At 68.2% G+C, this 17,263-nt stretch carries 14 protein-coding genes; 4 read left to right on the top strand and 10 right to left on the bottom strand.

The window, feature by feature from the left end; translation table 11 throughout:
• Positions 1-2: 2 nt before the first annotated feature.
• Complete coding sequence (locus tag DIE06_RS07195) at positions 3-1,439, bottom strand: xylulokinase (RefSeq protein ID WP_124660797.1); 1,437 nt, start codon at positions 1,437-1,439, stop codon at positions 3-5.
• 52 nt (positions 1,440-1,491) lie between these two features.
• On the opposite strand from DIE06_RS07195, the gene DIE06_RS38185 reads away from it, so the two are divergent.
• Together DIE06_RS38185 and DIE06_RS07190 are read left to right on the top strand one after the other, a co-directional pair.
• Positions 1,492-1,884 carry a hypothetical protein gene (locus DIE06_RS38185; RefSeq protein ID WP_185733363.1) on the top strand — a complete coding sequence of 131 codons (393 nt, stop codon included), beginning with the start codon at positions 1,492-1,494 and terminating at the stop codon, positions 1,882-1,884.
• A gap of 5 nt (positions 1,885-1,889) precedes the next feature.
• On the top strand, positions 1,890-3,266 hold the full coding sequence (locus tag DIE06_RS07190; RefSeq protein ID WP_185733362.1) for a nucleobase:cation symporter-2 family protein: 1,377 nt from the start codon (positions 1,890-1,892) through the stop codon (positions 3,264-3,266).
• Between the two features lie 262 nt (positions 3,267-3,528).
• On the opposite strand, the gene DIE06_RS07185 is transcribed toward DIE06_RS07190, so the two are convergent.
• The 3 genes from DIE06_RS07185 to DIE06_RS07175 are packed head-to-tail and all read right to left on the bottom strand — an operon-like array spanning position 3,529 to position 9,536.
• Positions 3,529-5,052 (bottom strand): efflux transporter outer membrane subunit, encoded by a 1,524-nt coding sequence (locus DIE06_RS07185; protein WP_124660795.1) that lies wholly within the window; start codon positions 5,050-5,052, stop codon positions 3,529-3,531.
• Complete coding sequence (bpeB, locus tag DIE06_RS07180; RefSeq protein WP_124660794.1) at positions 5,052-8,252, bottom strand: efflux RND transporter permease BpeB; 3,201 nt, start codon at positions 8,250-8,252, stop codon at positions 5,052-5,054. Before bpeB ends, DIE06_RS07185 begins: the two co-directional genes overlap by 1 nt.
• Before the next feature lie 15 nt (positions 8,253-8,267).
• The gene (locus tag DIE06_RS07175; RefSeq protein ID WP_124660793.1) at positions 8,268-9,536 is read right to left on the bottom strand and encodes an efflux RND transporter periplasmic adaptor subunit; all 1,269 of its coding nucleotides are present in this window, start codon (positions 9,534-9,536) and stop codon (positions 8,268-8,270) included.
• 398 nt (positions 9,537-9,934) lie between these two features.
• On the opposite strand from DIE06_RS07175, the gene DIE06_RS07170 reads away from it, so the two are divergent.
• Positions 9,935-10,576, top strand: a complete 642-nt coding sequence (locus tag DIE06_RS07170; protein ID WP_124660792.1) for a TetR family transcriptional regulator — start codon at positions 9,935-9,937, stop codon at positions 10,574-10,576.
• A gap of 118 nt (positions 10,577-10,694) precedes the next feature.
• Here the strand turns inward: DIE06_RS07170 and DIE06_RS07165 are convergent, their stop codons facing one another.
• Positions 10,695-11,348, bottom strand: a complete 654-nt coding sequence (locus tag DIE06_RS07165) for a cysteine hydrolase family protein (RefSeq protein ID WP_124660791.1) — start codon at positions 11,346-11,348, stop codon at positions 10,695-10,697.
• Positions 11,349-11,500: 152 nt separating this feature from the next.
• On the opposite strand from DIE06_RS07165, the gene DIE06_RS07160 reads away from it, so the two are divergent.
• Positions 11,501-12,502 carry a helix-turn-helix domain-containing protein gene (locus DIE06_RS07160; RefSeq protein WP_124660790.1) on the top strand — a complete coding sequence of 334 codons (1,002 nt, stop codon included), beginning with the start codon at positions 11,501-11,503 and terminating at the stop codon, positions 12,500-12,502.
• Between the two features lie 54 nt (positions 12,503-12,556).
• Here the strand turns inward: DIE06_RS07160 and DIE06_RS07155 are convergent, their stop codons facing one another.
• The 5 genes from DIE06_RS07155 to DIE06_RS07135 form a co-directional block, all read right to left on the bottom strand.
• On the bottom strand, positions 12,557-13,267 hold the full coding sequence (locus tag DIE06_RS07155; RefSeq protein ID WP_124660789.1) for a CoxG family protein: 711 nt from the start codon (positions 13,265-13,267) through the stop codon (positions 12,557-12,559).
• Between the two features lie 28 nt (positions 13,268-13,295).
• On the bottom strand, positions 13,296-13,655 hold the full coding sequence (locus DIE06_RS07150; RefSeq protein ID WP_124660788.1) for a DUF427 domain-containing protein: 360 nt from the start codon (positions 13,653-13,655) through the stop codon (positions 13,296-13,298).
• A gap of 133 nt (positions 13,656-13,788) precedes the next feature.
• Positions 13,789-14,223, bottom strand: coding sequence for a carboxypeptidase-like regulatory domain-containing protein (locus DIE06_RS07145; protein ID WP_124660787.1), 435 nt, complete (start codon positions 14,221-14,223; stop codon positions 13,789-13,791).
• A 95-nt stretch (positions 14,224-14,318) separates the two neighbouring features.
• The gene (locus DIE06_RS07140; RefSeq protein ID WP_124613675.1) at positions 14,319-15,803 is read right to left on the bottom strand and encodes a DegQ family serine endoprotease; all 1,485 of its coding nucleotides are present in this window, start codon (positions 15,801-15,803) and stop codon (positions 14,319-14,321) included.
• Between the two features lie 112 nt (positions 15,804-15,915).
• The gene (locus DIE06_RS07135; protein WP_124660786.1) at positions 15,916-17,262 is read right to left on the bottom strand and encodes an ATP-binding protein; all 1,347 of its coding nucleotides are present in this window, start codon (positions 17,260-17,262) and stop codon (positions 15,916-15,918) included.
• Position 17,263 lies beyond the last annotated feature (1 nt).

Raw genomic sequence — 17,263 nt, 5'->3', positions numbered from 1 at the left:
GTCTAAACGCCGCGCGTGAACCACGCATCCGTTCGCGCATACAGATCGATGAAACGCGCGTGGCGTGCGGCCAGCGCGCGATCGTCGCGCGGCGCGGCGACCGGCGACGCAGCCGGCGCCAGCGTGCGCAGCGCGTCGTCGCGCCAGTGCCCGATCGCGACGCCCGCGAGCAGCGCGGCGCCGCGCGTCGCGGCGTTCGGGCAATCGACCGCGTCGAGCGACGCACCGAGCGCATCCGCGAGCAACTGGCGCCAGCGCGGATCGACCGAGCCGCCGCCGGCGAGGCGCAGCGTCGTCACCGGATCGGCCCGGTTCGCATCGCGAATCGCATCGAGCCCCGCGCGCAATGCGAACGCGACGCCTTCGAATGCGGCGCGCATCATCGCGCCGCGCGAGTCGCCGAGCCCGAGACCGAGCCAGCCGCCGCGCGCATCGGGATTCATCCACGGCGACCGCTCGCCCGTCAGGTACGGCAGGAAACAGAGCCGCTCCGACGCCGGCTGCGCGAACGCGTCGTCGTACGCGTCGGGCCAGCCCGGATAGCCGAGCCAGCCGCGCACGGCTTCGAGCGCGAGCCCGACGTTCTGCATCGCGGCCATCGTGTAATAGCCGCCGCCGGCCGCCGTGCGATAGCGATGCAACCCGCGCCGGGCGGGCGGCAACGCATCCGCGAGCACGACGATCTGGCCGCCGCTGCCGGTGGTCAGCAACGCGTCGCCGGCCGCGACCAGCCCGCTGCCGAGCGCCGCGCACGCGGTATCGGCCGCCCCCGTCGCCAGCGGCACGCCGGCCGGGAGCCCGAGTGCCGCCGCGGCCTTCGCATCGATCACGCCGCAGCGCGCGCCCGACGCCCGCACCGGTGCGAACCGGTCGGCCGGCAGGCCCAGCGAGTCGATCAGCGCCGTATCCCATGCGCCGTCCGGCGTCGCGAGCGCGGTCGCGCACGCGTCGCTCGGATCGGCCGCGACCTCGCCGCCTAGCGCGATGCGCAGCCAGTCCTTCGGCTGCACGGCACGGCAAGCGGCCTGCAGCGCGTGCGGTTCGTGTGCTGCCAGCCAGCGCAACAACGGGCCAGCCATCCCGGGTGCGACGGGATTCGGCGCGTCGGGCCAATCCGCCGCGTGCGCTTCGCGCACCGCGCGCGTATCGGGCCACAACAGCGCGGGCCGCACCGGCTGCCCGGCCGCGTCGATCAGCACGACGCCATGCATCTGGCCGGAGAAGCCGATCGCGGCGACCTGCTCGCGCTCGCCGGCGGGCAGCCGTGCAGCGGCGCGCACGAGCGCCTGCCACCACACGTCGGGCGCGATTTCGGCCCAGCCGGGGTGCGGCGACGACAACGCATAGGGTTCGCTCGCAACCGCGCGCTCGACGCCATCGGCATCGAGCGTGACGAGTTTGACGGAGCCGGTACCGAGGTCGATTCCGAGCAGGCGCATGGCGGGATGGCGTATTCGAGTGAACGGATATCGATGATAGCGGGATCGCGACATGCGCCCCGACTTGCGCGGCGCTTTTTGGCCGCGCGGCGACGCGAAAACAGGGCCGTGCACGACCGGTTTCGCCGGGCTGCACCTTGTCCGCCAAAACGGCCGCTCGCGGGTTAACCCGGCGCGATTTTTCGCCGGTCGTTTTTGCCACTATGCCGCGATCGCGATACACACCATAAAGCGACCGATATTTGACACGGGGGCCCGCGCTATTTTGGAGGGCTATAAAACCGGGGAACCTCACTCCAGCGGCAGTTTCCCGATGATCGACACCCTGTCTCATGCCGACATGGCATATCGAACCAGCAAAGAACGGAATAGAACCCAGCGCTCTTGTTGCGATGTTGCATTCCGCATAACTTCGTACCACCCCGAAAACAAGATCATGGAGTGAGACAGATGCAATCGAACACGGTCCATCCGTGCGATGAGGTGCTGCCGACCGGCAAGCTTGTAACGCTTGGTCTGCAGCACGTCCTCGTCATGTACGCCGGCGCCGTCGCCGTGCCGCTTATCGTCGGCGGCGCGCTGAAGCTGCCGAAAGACCAGATCGCGTTCCTGATCAGCGCCGACCTGTTTTCGTGCGGCATCGCCACGCTGATCCAGACGCTCGGCCTGTGGATCTTCGGGATCCGCCTGCCCGTCATCATGGGCTGCACGTTCGCCGCAGTCGGCCCGATGATCGCGATCGGCACCAACCCTGGCCTCGGCATTCTCGACATCTTCGGCTCGACCATCGCGGCCGGCATCATCGGCATCGTGCTCGCGCCGACGATCGGCAAGCTGTTGCGGTTCTTCCCGCCGGTCGTGGTCGGCACCGTGATCGCGGTGATCGGGCTGTCGCTGATGGAAGTCGGGATCAACTGGGCAGCCGGCGGCGTCGGCAACCCCGAATACGGTAGCCCGGTCTACCTCGGCCTGTCGCTGCTCGTGCTCACGCTGATCCTGCTGATCAACAAGTACGGCCGCGGCTTCCTCGCGAACATCTCGGTGCTGCTCGGCATCGTCGCCGGCTTCGTGATCGCGTTCGCGATCGGCCGCGTGAATACCGACGGCGTCGCACACGCACCGTGGGTCGGCTTCGTGATGCCGTTCCACTTCGGCCTGCCGCACTTCGACCCGCTGTCGATCGCGACGATGGTCACGGTGATGTTCGTCACGTTCATCGAATCGACCGGCATGTTCCTCGCGGTCGGCGACATGGTCGATCGCCCGGTCAACCAGGAGCGCCTCGTGCGCGGCCTGCGCGTCGACGGCCTCGGCACGCTGATCGGCGGCATCTTCAACTCGTTCCCGCATACGTCGTTCTCGCAGAACGTCGGCCTGATCGGCGTGACGGGCGTGAAGAGCCGGTTCGTCTGCGCGACGGGCGGCGTGATCCTGGTGCTGCTCGGCCTGTTCCCGAAGATGGCGCAGGTCGTCGCGTCGGTGCCGCCGTTCGTGCTCGGCGGCGCGGGTATCGTGATGTTCGGGATGGTGGCCGCGAACGGCATCAAGGTGCTGTCGAAGGTCGACTTCGTGAACAACTCGCACAACCTGTTCATCGTCGCCGTGAGCGTCGGCATGGGCCTCGTGCCGGTCGTGTCGCCGCACTTCTTCTCGAAGCTGCCGCCCGCGCTCGCACCGATCCTGCACAGCGGGATCCTGCTCGCGTCGGCCACCGCCGTGCTCCTGAACATCGTGTTCAACGGTGTGAAGGGCGAGAAGGACGCGCGTTGCGACATCCGCCGCGCAGGACACGACTTCGACGGACGCCCGGCCGACGTGCATCACTGATCGATCCGACCCGGACGCGCCGGAACACGGCGCGATACGGACGAGGAAAAACGCCACGGCTTGCCGTGGCGTTTTGCTTGGGGGCGAGCGGTCGGACGACGGCGGCGGTGATGCCGGCGACCCGGCGATGACGCTCCCCAGTCGCCGCAAACCGTCCGCACAAAAAGAAACGCCACGGAGTTTCGTCCGTGGCGTTGTCGCATCCCGGGGACCGCGACTTCAGCGAACCGGAGCGATTCCCCGCCCCTGCCCGCCGTCGTGCTTACCCGCTCGTCGCCGCTGCCGACGCAGGCGCCGGTGCGGCCGCCTTGTCGTAGTCGACCGTCTCGTCCGGCGCGCGCGGCGTCTCGCCCGCGCGCTGGATCCAGCCGCCGCCCAGTGCGCGGTACAGCGTGACGAGGTTCGTCCAGCGTGCCAGGCGCGCACTGATCAGCGACTGCTGTGCGGAGTACAGGTCGGTTTGCGCGGTCAGCACCGACAGGTAGCTGTCGACCCCGTTCTTGTAGCGCAGGTCCGACAGATCGAAGCGGCGCTGCTGCGCGTGCTCGTTGCGCTCGAGCGCGGCGATCTGCTGGTCGTACGTGCCGCGTGCGGCCAGCCCGTCCGACACTTCGCGGAACGCCGACTGGATCGCCTTCTCGTAGTTGGCGATCTCGATGCGCTTCTGCACGTTGGCGAGGTTCAGGTTCGCGATGTTCTGCCCGCCTTCGAAGATCGGCATCGTGATCTGCGGCGCGAACGACCACGCCGCCGTGCCGGCCTTGAACAGGCCGCCGAGCGTCGGGCTGCCGGTACCGAACGCGCCCGTCAGCGAGATGCGCGGGAAGAACGCCGCGCGGGCCGCGCCGATGTTGGCGTTCGCGGCCAAGAGCGTCTGCTCGGCCTGCATCACGTCCGGACGACGCGTCAGCAGGTCGGACGGCAGACCGGCCGGCACATCCGTCAGCAGGTTCTGCGCGTCGAGCGGCATGCCCGCCGGCAGATCGTCCGGCAGCGGCTCGCCGATCAGCAGCACCAGCGCGTTCAGTGCCTGCGCACGCGCACGCGCCTGCGCCTGCTGGTTCGCGAGCGCCGTCTCGACGACCGTCTGCGCCTGGCGCAGCTCGAGCTCGGAGCCCGTGCCGTTGTCGAACTGCAGCTTCGTCAGGTCGTACGATGCCTGCGCGCTCTTCAGCGTGTTTTCCGTGACCTGCAGCAGGTCGTCGGTCGACAACAGCGTCAGGTACTGGTCAGCCACCTGCGACACCAGCGAGATTTCCGCCGCTTGCCGCGCGTACGACGTCGACAGGTACTGCGCGAGCGCCTGGTCCTTCAGGCTCTGCACGCGACCGAACAGGTCGAGCTCCCACGACGCCGACAGCCCGACGTTGTAAGCGCGCGAGATATACGGCGCACCGGTCGTCGACAGGCCCCGCGGCACGCGCTGGATGTTGCCCGTGCCCGTGCCGTCGAGCGTCGGGAACAGGCCCGCGCGCGTGATCTGGTACTGCGCGCGCGCCGCCTCGATGTTCAGCACCGACACGCGCAGGTCGCGGTTGTTCTTCAGCGCGATCTCGATCAGCCGCTGCAGACGCGGATCGACGAAGAATTCGCGCCAGCCGATGGCAGTCGCCGCCTGGCCGTTCGCGCTGCGCGCGCCGGCAGCGCCCGGCTGCGTCGCATAGACGCCGCCGGCCGGATACGCTTGCGCGACGGGCGCGTCGGGCCGCGTGTAATGCGGCGCCATCGTGCAGCCCGTGGCAAGGAGCGCGACCGCGATTGCAGTCAAAGCGTGTTTTTGCATCATCACTGTCCCTTGTTGCCTTCGTCGCCGTTGCCCGGCTTCTCTTCGTGGCGTGCGTGCTCCTGAGCCAGGCGCAGCGCCTCGTCGGCATCTTCCTTCTCGCCGCTGAAGATCGCGCGGATCTTCACGAAGAACATCGGGATCAGGAAGATCGCGAGGAACGTCGCCGTGAGCATCCCGCCGATCACGCCCGTACCGATTGCGTGCTGGCTCGCGGAACCCGCACCGTTGCTGATCGCGAGCGGCATCACGCCGAGAATGAACGCGAGCGACGTCATCAGGATCGGACGCAGCCGTTGACGCGCCGCTTCCAGCGCGGCCTCGATCGGCCCCATCTTCTCGGTCACCTGCAACTCGCGGGCGAACTCGACGATCAGAATCGCGTTCTTCGCGGACAAGCCCACGGTGGTCAACAGGCCGACCTGGAAGTACACGTCGTTCTCCAGCCCGCGCATCGTCGCCGCGAGCAGTGCGCCGATCACGCCGAGCGGCACCACCATGATCACCGAGAACGGGATCGACCAGCTTTCATACAGCGCCGCGAGACACAGGAACACGACGAGGATCGAGATCGCGTACAGGATCGGCGCCTGCGAACCCGACTGGATTTCCTGGAACGACAGGCCGGTCCACGAATAGCCGATACCGACCGGCAGCTTCTTCGCGAGCCCTTCCATCGCGGTCATCGCCTGACCGGTCGACTTGCCCGGTGCGGCCTGACCCTGGATTTCCATCGCCGACACGCCGTTGTAACGCTCGAGCTTCGGCGAACCGTACGTCCAGTGACCGGTCGCGAACGCGCTGAACGGCACCATCCCGCCCGACCCGTTGCGCACGTACCAGATGTTCATGTCTTCCGGCGTCATCCGGAACGGCGCATCGGACTGCACGTAGACCTTCTTGATCCGGCCGTCGGTGTCGAGGAAGTTGTTCACGTACTTCGACGCCCATGCGATCGAGAACGTCTGGTCGATCGCGTCCGCCGTCACGCCGAGCGCGTTCGCCTTCTCGCGGTCGATATCGACCTTGTACTGCGGCGTGTCGTTGAGGCCGTTCGGTCGCACGCCCTGCAGCGTCGGATCCTTCGAGGCCATCCCGAGCAGCTGGTTACGTGCGGCCATCAGCGCGTCGTGACCGAGACCGGCGTTGTCCGTCAGCTCGAAGTCGAAGCCGGCGGCCGTACCGAGTTCAGGAATCGACGGCGGGTTGAACGGGATCACGATCGCGTCCTTGTAGCCCGCGTAGCGCCCGAACATCCGGCCGATCAGCGCCTGTACCTTCTGGTTCGCATGCTGACGCTGCGAGTAATCCTTCAGGCGCACGAACACGAGACCCGAGTTCTGGCCGCGGCCGGCGAAGCTGAAGCCGTTGACCGTGAACGCCGATTCGACGATTTCCTTCTCGTCCTTCAGCAGGTAGTCGGAAATGTTCGCGAGCGTCTTCGCGGTCGTTTCCTGCGTCGAACCCGAAGGCGTCTGCACGATCACGAACATCAGGCCCTGGTCTTCATCGGGCAGGAACGACTTCGGCAGGCGCACGAACAGCAGCCCGACCGCGACGATCACGACCAGATAGATGATGAGCCAGCGGCCCGAGCGCTTGATCACGTGGTGCACGCCGACGTGGTACTTGTCGCGGCTGTTGTTGAACGTGCGGTTGAACCAGCCGAAGAAGCCCTTCTTCTCTTCGTGATGCCCTTGCGGGATCGGCTTGAGGATCGTCGCGCACAGTGCGGGGGTCAGAATCAACGCGACCAGCACCGACAGAATCATTGCCGTCACGATCGTCAGCGAGAACTGGCGATAGATCGCACCAACCGACCCGCCGGAGAACGCCACCGGCACGAACACGGCCGATAGCACGAGCGCGATACCGACCAACGCGCCGGTAATCTGGCCCATTGCCTTGCGGGTGGCCTCCTTCGGCGACAGGCCCTCCTCGGCCATCACCCGCTCGACGTTCTCCACCACCACGATCGCATCGTCCACCAGCAGGCCGATCGCGAGCACGAGGCCGAACATCGACAGCGTGTTGATCGAGAAGCCCACCAGCGACATGACCGCGAACGTGCCGAGCAGCACGACCGGCACTGCGATCGTCGGGATGATCGTCGCCCGCAGGTTCTGCAGGAACAGGTACATCACGAGGAACACGAGCACGATACCTTCGAGCAGCGTCTTGACCACTTCCTCGATCGACAGCTTCACGAACGGCGTCGTGTCGTACGGATACTTCACGACGAGGCCATGCGGGAAGAACGGCGCCAGTTCGTCGATCTTCGCGCGCACGGCCTTCGCGGTCGCGAGCGCGTTCGCGTTGGTCGCGAGCTGGATACCGAGTGCCGCGGTCGGCTGACCGTTGTACTTCGTGTCGAAGTTGTAGTTTTCGCCGCCGAGGCCGATCTGCGCGACGTCCTTCAGGCGAACCTGCGAGCCGTCCTGGTTGACCTTCAGCAGGATGTTGCCGAACTGCTCGGGCGTCTGCAGCAGCGTCGATTCGGTGATCGTCGCCTGCAGCACGGTGCCCGGCTTGGCCGGCGTGCCGCCGATCTGGCCGCCCGCGATCTGCACGTTCTGCGCGGAGATCGCGCTCGTCACGTCGACCGGCGTGAGGCCGTAGTTCGTCAGGCGGGTCGGGTCGAGCCAGATCCGCATCGCGTACTGCGAGCCGAACAGCGTGACGGTACCGACGCCATTCAACCGGCTGATCGGATCCTTCACGTGCGACGCCACGAAGTTCGCGAGGTCGTACTTGTTCATGCTGCCGTCTTCGGAGTTGAAGGCGAGCACCAGCAGGAAGCTGCTGCTCGACTTCGTCACCGACAGGCCGAGCTGCTGCACGACCTGCGGCAGAACCGGCGTCGCGAGCGACAGCTTGTTCTGCACCTGGACCTGCGCGATGTCGGCGTTGGTGCCCGGCGCGAAGGTCAGCGTGATCGTCGCGTTACCCGAGTCATCGCTCGTCGACGACATGTACAGGAAGTTGTCGAGGCCGCTCATCTGCTGCTCGATCACCTGCGTCACCGTGTCTTCCACCGTCTTCGCGGAAGCGCCCGGGTAGTTCGCGGTGATCTGGATCGATGGCGGCGCGATCGTCGGATACTGCGAGATCGGCAGCGTGAAGATCGCCGCAACCCCGGCCAGCATCAGGATGATGGCGATCACCCACGCGAAGATCGGGCGATCGATAAAAAACTTTGCCATGAAACAGGCTCCCTGTTATTGCGCGCTCGACGCAGCGGCGGCGCTCGCCGGCGCTGCACCCGATGCGGCGGCACCCGAGGCGGCTGCGCCCGAACCGGCGGCGGCCGGCGCGGCGGATGCGGCTGCACCCGAGGCGGCATCGGCGGCCGACAGCTGCGCCGCGACCGACTTCACGGTCGCGCCCGGACGCACCTTGTCGACGCCCTGCACGATCACGCGGTCGCCCGCCTGCAGACCGCCTTCGACGATCCAGTTCTGACCTTGCATGCCGGTCGTCTTCAGCGGACGCGGCTCGACCTTGTTGCCCGCGTTCACGACCATCGCGATCGCCTGGCCCTTCTGGTCATGCGTGACGCCGATCTGTGGTACCAGGAACGCGTTCTCGTTCACGCCTTCCTCGATCCGGGCCCGCACGAACATGCCCGGCAGCAGCACGCGGCCCGGGTTCGGGAACACCGCGCGGATCGTCACCGAGCCGGTGGTCTGGTCTACCGTCACGTCCGAGAACTGCAGCTTGCCGGCATCCGAGTACGTCTTGCCGTCTTCCAGGATCAGCGACACCTTCGCGGCGCCCGGGCCGCTCGTCTTCAGGCGGCCGCTCTGCACGTCCTGGCGCAGCTTCAGCCCGTCGAGGCTCGACTGCGTCAGGTCGACGTACACCGGATCGAGCTGCTGCACGGTCGACATCAGCGTCGCCTGGCTCGCCTGCACATAGGCGCCCGGCGTCACCTGCGAAATGCCGACGCGACCGCTGATCGGCGACACGACGTCCGTATAGCCGAGGTTGATCTGCGCGGTATCGACCGCCGCCTTGCCGGCCGCGACGTCCGCCGCGGCCTGCCCTTGCGTGGCCACCGCGTTGTCGTAGTCCTGCTTGCTGACCGCGTTCGCGGCCACCAGCACCTTGTAGCGTGCGACCAGGGCGTTCTGCGTGACGAGATTCGCCTGCGCCTTCGCGAGCGTCGCCTTCGCGCTGTTCAGGGCGGCGAGGTACGGTGCCGGGTCGATCTTGTAGAGGCGCTGGCCGGCCTTGACGTCGCTGCCTTCGGTGAATTCACGGCGCAACACGATGCCGTCGACCCGTGCGCGGACCTGCGCGACGAGGAACGCGCTGGTGCGGCCCGGCAGTTCGGTGAAGACCGAAACGGATTGCGGCTGGACGGTGACGACGCCGACTTCCGGCGTTTGCGGCGGCGGTGCCGATTCTTTTTTCCCGCACGCGGCCAGGAAAACGGCGGCCGTCGCGACAGTGAGTAAGCGGTATGGAACCCGTTCGACGCGCATGGAGCGACCTCTGTGTATAACCAATGGAATGAGTGCGGCGCCCGAGCGGAGCGTCACACGGATGCGCCTCGCGGCACCGATCGAACACCTGAATTACTGGACTACTGGATACAGCAAGTCGGCACGAGACCTCCATGCCGACGAGATGCCGCGCACTGCGGACTGGTACTTTGGCGGGAATCAGCAGAGTGGGATATTAACTGATTGCCACTTTGGTCATTCGATCGTAGGGTGGTATTGTATATACATTCACGAATGTATGTAAAAAGCCTGCTTGCCCGTCACCGACCGCCAAGTCTTACGAATTATTACCAATCGCAAGCATAGCGGCTCCGCGTGGCGGCGACGAGGGTTACAGACCCTATATTCACCTACGATCGATCCATTCAGGCCTGCACATGGTCAGACGCACCAAGGAGGAGGCGCTCGAGACGCGCAATCGCATTCTCGACGCCGCCGAACACGTGTTCTTCGAGAAGGGCGTGTCGCACACGTCGCTCGCGGACATCGCCCAGCACGCCGGCGTGACGCGCGGCGCGATCTACTGGCATTTCGCGAACAAGAGCGAGCTGTTCGACGCGATGTTCGACCGCGTGTTCCTGCCGATCGACGAGCTCAAGCGGATGCCGCTCGACGCGCCCGGCGGCAATCCGCTGGAGAAGATCCGCAAGATCCTGATCTGGTGCCTGCTCGGCGTGCAGCGCGACGCTCAGTTGCGGCGCGTGTTCAGCATCCTGTTCATGAAGTGCGAGTACGTCGCGGACATGGAGCCGCTGCTGCAGCGCAACCGCGCGGGGATGAGCGAGGCGCTGCACGCGATCGATGCCGATCTCGCGGGCGCCGTGCGGCTCAAGCTGCTGCCCGAGCGGCTCGACACGTGGCGCGCGACGCTGATGCTGCACACGCTCGTCAGCGGTTTCGTGCGCGACATGCTGATGCTGCCCGACGAGATCGACGCCGAGCAGCATGCGGAACAGCTCGTCGACGGCTGCTTCGACATGATGCGCTACAGCCCGGCGATGCTGAAAACGGGCGACTGACGGGCGCCCCGCCGACGGCGCGCCGTGCGCCGTGTCATCGCGACCGGCCGGTCGCGCCGGCCGCGCACGGGCGGCAGCGCCGCGCCGACCGATCGCCTCCCTGCTCTCCCTGCTTCGTTCAGGCCGCCTTCGCGCGTTGCGCGCGGGCCCGCCGGTTCGACGCGGCGATCGAATCGCGCGTCGGCATCGCCGCGCCGCCGAGTCCCGCGATCCACGCATCGGTCGACATCACGGCCGCAAAGTTCGACTGGAACACCACCGTGTACGCGCGGTGAATCTCCTCGGCACTCGCCGCGCCCGCTTCGTTCTCGTACGGCAACGCGCCGGTCGCGTCCGCCAGGTATTCGACGGCGAGCCCCGCGTGCGCCGCGTGATAGACCGTCGACGCATTGCAGTTGTGCGTCATGTAGCCGGCGACCGCGAGCGTGTCGACGCCATGCGCGTCGAGCCACGCGGCGAGATCGGTGCCGGCGAACGCACTGGCCTGCGCCTTCACGATCAGGTGCGCGTGCGACCGCTCGGCGACGACCGGATGCAGCGCGACGCCGTCCGTGCCCGGCGCGAAGATCGTCGCACCCGCCGGCGCGACGTGCTGGACGATGATCACGGGCACGCCGGCCGCGTGCGCGGCGTCGATCGCGCGGCCGATGTTCGCCAGCGAGGCGTCGACGGGCGGATATTCGATCGGCAGGTTGCCCGTCACGTATTCGTTCTGGACATCGATCACGATGAGGGCACGGCGGGAAGCGGAAGGCGATACGACATTCGACATGGCAGGCTCCGGGTTCGGCGGCGCCGCCCCGCTCCGGAACGGGGCGGCCAGCAGCGCGATGCAATGCATTGTCGGATCGCATCGCGCAGGCGGACAGTGGCCCGATAGCCATTCTTCGATAGAATCGGGCCATCGCCACTCCGGAGCCCGTCATGCGCGCCGCCGCGTCGTCCGTTGCCTCCGCCCCGACCGTCGTCGCCGTGATCGCGTATGACGGCATCAGCCCGTTCCACCTGTCGGTGCCGTCCGTCGTGTTCGGCAAGGAACGCGATGCGGCCGCGATGCCCGCGTTCGAGTTCCGCGTGTGCTCGGCCGAGCGCGGCACGCTGTCGACGACGGGCGGCTTCACGATCACCGCGCCGTACGGGCTCGATGCGCTCGACGACGCGGACATCGTCATCGTGCCGGCATGGCGCGATCCCGACGAAGCACCGCCCGACGTGCTGGTCGACGCGGTGCGCGCGGCCGCCGCGCGCGGCGCGCAGGTGGTCGGCCTGTGCCTGGGCGCATACGTGCTCGCCGCGGCGGGGCTGCTCGACGGGCGCCCGGCCACGACGCACTGGGCGTGGGCCGACGACTTCGCGCAGCGCTTCCCGCGCGTGAAGCTCGACCCCGACGTGCTGTACGTCGACGACGGTAACCTGATGACATCGGCCGGCACGGCCGCGGGGCTCGACTGCTGCCTGCACGTCGTGCGGCGGCGCTTCGGCGCGGACGCCGCGAACCGGATCGCGCGCCGTCTCGTGATCCCGCCGCACCGCCAGGGCGGCCAGGCGCAATACGTGCCCCAGCCGGTCGCCGCGCATCCGCGTGACGCGCGGCTCGCGGGCCTGCTCGACTGGGTGCGCGCGCATCTCGACGTCGCGCACAGTGTGGATTCGCTCGCCGAACGCGTGCTGATGAGCCGGCGCACGTTCACGCGCCACTTCCGTCAGGCGACGGGCACGACGGTCACCGCGTGGCTGCAGGCCGAGCGGCTCGCGCGCGCGCAGCATCTGCTGGAAACCACCGGACAATCAATCGACGCGATCGCGCAGGCAGCCGGCTACGGCTCGAGCGTGTCGCTGCGCCAGCATTTCGCGGGCGCGCTCGGCACGTCGCCGTCGGCCTATCGGAAGGAATTTCGCGGCGCCGGGTCCGACGCGCGGCGTTAGCGGCCGCCGCACCGCCGGCGATCGGCCCGGCAACGCGGCGGCGCACCCGGCCGCTCAGGCGCCGTTGATCCAGCGCGCCGCATACAGCAGCAGCGCGACGAACACGACGATCGCCGCCCACACCCAGACGGGCAGCGGACCGGATTCGCGATGATGCACGGCGCTCGCGGCGCGGCCGCCCAGCGCGCCGCCGAGGTGCGGCGGCGGTGGACGCTTCGCCGCGGCCATCAGCGCCGCGGGCCGCAGGAACACATGCTGGCGACGCTGCGGGCTCGAGCGCGCGCGGTTCGGCACGAGACCGTGCTTCGCCTGCACGACCGCGCAGAATTCGCGGAAGAAATCGTCGGTCCACTCGTGCAGCGCATTCTCGATCTGCCGCGCCGGCAGCTCGGCGAGCGGCCCGCTCGCCATCGTCCACACCACGTATTCGATGCACGTCGCGGCCGCGTCGTCATCGTCCGGCCGCAGCACGAGCTCGACCTGCCCACGCAGCGCGCCGAGGCCGTCGGCTCGCGCCTTGAAGTTGAGCACGCGGCGCGGATGCCCTTGCGCGTCGCCCTGTTCGCTCGCCGAATGCGCACGCACGTCGTAGCGCGCGCGCAGCGGGCCGAGCGGAACCGTGATGGTCAGCGCGAACTCGCCGTGCGCGAGCTTCACGAACGATTCGCAATGGTCGAAGCTCGCCCGCAGCAACGCGAGATCCTCGAGCGACTCCCGCACGACCGCCGGCGCGAGCGGTACGCGTAACGTGTCGGTCAATTCCATGATGCCTCCCCGATGAACACGCGCCGCATCAGGACGTCTCGACGAGACTGTCGACCCGTGCGACATCGAAGGCGACGTAGTGCGCAAGCGCGGACGCGGTCGCCCCCGGTTCCTCGTAACTCCATGCGGCGTTCTCGATCACGCCGTCTTCGGTCTGCAGGTCGAAATACACGGCCTGGCCCCTCAGCGGACAGACCGTCGTGACGCTCGACTTCACGAGCCTGTGCATGTTCACGTCGCCGCGCGGCAGGTAATGGATATCCGGCAGGCCCGTTTCGCGCACGGTCAGTGCGCCGTGCGAATCGGCGTACGTGATGCCGCGATGGATCACGCGCACGCGATGACGGTTCGGCACGATTTCGAGGCGAGGGTCGGCGGCGTCGGACATCGTTTCTCCTCCGGGCGGGCTCCGGCGGGCAAGCCGGGCGCAGGAAACGAAAAAGCCACGGCAAGGATGCCGTGGCTCTCATTATGGGCGAAACTGGGTCCGATTGCGCGCCCCGGAAGGCCCGCGCGACGCGCTACTGCGCACTCCACTGGAACGCGGCCTTCGCGCCGCCCTTCGCACCGACCGTGACCGTGCGCGATTCGTCGCTGCCCTGGTATGACGCATGGACGGTGTAGCGCCCCGGCGGCAGCTTCACGAGCATGTACGGCCCGCGTGCGTCCGTCGTCAGCAGCTCGGCGCCCTTGCCGTCGACGATCCGCACATGGACGTCGGCCAGGTATTCGCCGCCCTTGCCGGTGAAGCGCAGCGCCAGCGGCCATGCCGCCTCGTTTTGCTCGAATGCCGTCGATTGATCCTTGCCGATGCCGCCCGACACGTAGCTGACATCGCCCTGCTGGCTCGCCGCGGGCAAGCCGTCCGATTGCGCGTACGCGCCGGGCGCGGCCGCGAAGCCGGCGGCCAGCGCCGCGGCGACGGCAAATCGGGACACGTTGCGTAGATATTGCATGGCTCTCTCCTTTCGGGTCGGAACACTGCACCCACGGGGTCGACCGCCGGCGGCGCCCGCCAGGGCCGGCCAGGCCGGCCCGCAACGGCCGCCGGTCAGCTCAGGTCGACCGGCACGAAGATCTGTGCATTGTCGCGCTGGATCAGGAGAGCAAGACTGTTGCCCGCTCCCTTGACCGCGTCGCGCAATTGCTCGGGGCTCGTGACCGGACGGCCGTTGACCGCGAGAATCACGTCGCCGGGCTGGATGCCCGCGCTGGCTGCCGGACCGCCGGCCTGCTGCACGATCAGCCCGTGCGACAGGTTGGCGGCGCTGCGCTCCTGCGGCGAGAGCGGTCGCACCGCGACGCCGAGGCGCCCTTGCTCGACGGGGCCGCCGTCGTTCGATGCCAGCTTCGCGTCGGTCATCGCGCCGAGCGTCACGCTGATCGACTTCTTCGACTTGTCGCGCCACACCTGCAGGTCGGCCTTCGAGCCCGGCTTCAGGTTCGCGATCTGCGCGGGCAGCGACGTGGAGTCGGCCACCGGCGAGCCGTTGACCGCGAGGATCACGTCGCCCGGCTGCAGGCCGGCCTTCGCAGCCGGGCCGTTCGGGTCGACCGAACTGACGAGCGCGCCGTCCGGCTTCTGCAACCCGAACGAGCTCGCGAGCGTCTGGTTCAGCCCCTGCACGGCGACGCCGAGGCGGCCGCGGCTCACGTGGCCCGTCTTCACGAGCTCGTCCTTGACCTTGATCGCCTCGTTGATCGGAATCGCGAACGACAGGCCCTGGAAGCCGCCCGTCTGCGAGTAGATCATCGAGTTGATACCGATGACCTCGCCCTGCAGGTTGAACAGCGGGCCGCCCGAGTTGCCGGGGTTCACCGGCACGTCGGTCTGGATGAACGGCGTGTAGTTCTCGTCGGGCAGCGCACGCGATTTCGCGCTGATGATGCCGGACGTGACCGTGTTGTCGAAGCCGTACGGCGAACCGATCGCGACGACCCACTGGCCGACCTTGCTCTGCCCCGGGTCGCCGATCTTCACGGTCGGCAGGCCGCTCGCGTCGATCTTCAGCACCGCGACGTCGGACTGCTTGTCGGCGCCGACAACCTTCGCCTTGTACTCGCGCTTGTCGGTCAGCTTGACCGTGACGACGTTCGCGCCGTCGATCACGTGCGCATTGGTGAGGATGTATCCGTCGGCGCTGACGATGAATCCCGAACCGAGGCTCGCGCTCGGCTGGTCGTCCGGCTGGGCATCGCCGCCCATGCCCGGCACCTGGCCGTAGAAGTGCTTGAAGAACTGGTAGAACGGGTCGCTCGGATCCATCGGCAGCTGCGGCTGCTGCACCCGTCGCGACACCTGCTTCACGACGTGCTTCGCGCTGATGTTCACGACCGCCGGGCCGTAGGTTTCGACCAGCCCGGAGAAATCGGGAATGCCGGTCTTCGCCGCGGCCTCGGCCGGCATCAGGGCGGCGGCCTGCGCGGGCGTGATGATCTGCGGATCGGCGCGGCGGGTGCCCGCGACGTAGCCGGCGGACAGGGCGGCCGCCACGGCGACCGCGACGGCGCCGCGCGCAAGGAATCGGGTATTCATCGTAGGACCTCCTCGTTGTTAGGACGCAGCGTAACGACCCTGACTTAAAGGAGGCTTAATCGACCTCAAGCGGGGCTTAGGTCAGCGCCGGCGCCCGCGCGGCGCCGGTTCGTCATACGGATTCGGACGCCTGCGGCACCTGCGCCGGCATCTCGGCGTTGCGGAACACGACGGTCACGAGCAGGCCGCCCGCGGCCGCGTCGCCGAGCGTCACCGTCGCGCCCTGCTGCGCCGCCACGCGCTTGACGATCGCGAGCCCGAGCCCGCTGCCCGACACGTCGGCGCGCGCCCGCGCGGAGCTGTCGCGGTAGAAGCGGTCGAACACGCGCTCGCGCTCGTCGGCCGGGATGCCGGGCCCGCTGTCGCCGATCTGCACGCACGCGCGGCCGGCCGCGTCGCGCGTCAGCGCCACGTCGATGCGGCCGCCGTCCGGCGTGTACTTCACCGCGTTGTCGAGCAGGTTGCCGAACATCACGCGCAGCGCGCCGACGTCCGCGACGACGGTCGCCGCGCGGGTCTCCTCGAAGCCGAGATCGATGCTGTGCCGTTGCGCGAGCGGCGCATGCGCGGCCACGCATTCGACGAGCAGCGCCTGCAGGTCGACCGGCTCGCGCATCGTCGCGCCGTCCGGTTCGGCGCGCGCGAGCGCGAGCAGCTGCTCGGCGAGGCGCGTCGCGCGCGTGACGCCGTCCTGCAGATCGGCGACCGCCTCGCGGCGCGCCGCGTCGTCCTTCGCGCGCGCGACGAGCTGCGCCTGGATCTGCACGGCCGCGAGCGGCGTGCGCAGCTCGTGCGCGGCATCGGCGACGAACGCCTTCTGCGTGTCGAGCGCCGCCGACAGCCGTGCGAGCAGCCCGTTCAGCGCGCGCACGAGCGGCTGCACCTCGAGCGGCAGGCGCGAATCGGGCAGCGGATCGAGCGCTTCCGGCCGGCGCGCCTCGACCGCGCGCGTGAGGCGCCCAAGCGGCGCGAGCCCTTGCCCGACGATCATCCAGACCGCCGCGCCGAGGAACGGCAGCAGCACGATCAGCGGCCACAGCGTGCGCAGCGCGACGTTCGCCGCGAGCCGGTTGCGCACCGACAGCGGCTGCGCGAGCTGCACGACGTTGTCGCCGACGATCGCGCCGTACACGCGCCATTCGCCGCGATCGGTGCGCTCGGTCGAGAAGCCGAGTTCCGCGCGCGGCGCGATCGGCGCGCGCGGATGCGAGAAGTACATCAGCACGCCGTTGCGGTTCCAGATCTGGATCACGATGCCTTCGTCGCCGTTGGTACGCGAACCGAACACCTGCGAGAACGGCTCGGACGGCAGCGCCGCGGCGATTTCCTGCAGCTGGTAGTCGAACAGCTCGTTCGCTTCGGCGAGTGCCTGCCGGTAGATCAGCCAGCCCGCGATGCCCACGCCCGCGACGACGATCGCGAGGAGCCAGATCAGCAATTGATGACGAATCGACCTCACG

The organism is Burkholderia sp. Bp8998, assembly GCF_003854235.1.
Classification (GTDB): domain Bacteria; phylum Pseudomonadota; class Gammaproteobacteria; order Burkholderiales; family Burkholderiaceae; genus Burkholderia.
This window is presented reverse-complemented; position numbering and strand designations above follow the sequence as displayed.

Bases quoted from the DNA above. Each gene is read 5' to 3' on its own strand.
- DIE06_RS07185 (WP_124660795.1), bottom strand. From the start codon at position 5,052: ATGATGCAAAAACACGCTTTGACTGCAATCGCGGTCGCGCTCCTTGCC.
- DIE06_RS07165 (WP_124660791.1), bottom strand. From the start codon at position 11,348: ATGTCGAATGTCGTATCGCCTTCCGCTTCCCGCCGTGCCCTCATCGTG.
- DIE06_RS07150 (WP_124660788.1), bottom strand. From the start codon at position 13,655: ATGTCCGACGCCGCCGACCCTCGCCTCGAAATCGTGCCGAACCGTCAT.
- DIE06_RS07190 (WP_185733362.1), top strand. From the start codon at position 1,890: ATGCAATCGAACACGGTCCATCCGTGCGATGAGGTGCTGCCGACCGGC.
- DIE06_RS07170 (WP_124660792.1), top strand. From the start codon at position 9,935: ATGGTCAGACGCACCAAGGAGGAGGCGCTCGAGACGCGCAATCGCATT.
- DIE06_RS07175 (WP_124660793.1), bottom strand. From the start codon at position 9,536: ATGCGCGTCGAACGGGTTCCATACCGCTTACTCACTGTCGCGACGGCC.
- DIE06_RS07160 (WP_124660790.1), top strand. From the start codon at position 11,501: ATGCGCGCCGCCGCGTCGTCCGTTGCCTCCGCCCCGACCGTCGTCGCC.
- DIE06_RS38185 (WP_185733363.1), top strand. From the start codon at position 1,492: ATGCGCCCCGACTTGCGCGGCGCTTTTTGGCCGCGCGGCGACGCGAAA.
- bpeB (WP_124660794.1), bottom strand. From the start codon at position 8,252: ATGGCAAAGTTTTTTATCGATCGCCCGATCTTCGCGTGGGTGATCGCC.
- DIE06_RS07155 (WP_124660789.1), bottom strand. From the start codon at position 13,267: ATGGAATTGACCGACACGTTACGCGTACCGCTCGCGCCGGCGGTCGTG.
- DIE06_RS07145 (WP_124660787.1), bottom strand. From the start codon at position 14,223: ATGCAATATCTACGCAACGTGTCCCGATTTGCCGTCGCCGCGGCGCTG.
- DIE06_RS07140 (WP_124613675.1), bottom strand. From the start codon at position 15,803: ATGAATACCCGATTCCTTGCGCGCGGCGCCGTCGCGGTCGCCGTGGCG.
- DIE06_RS07195 (WP_124660797.1), bottom strand. From the start codon at position 1,439: ATGCGCCTGCTCGGAATCGACCTCGGTACCGGCTCCGTCAAACTCGTC.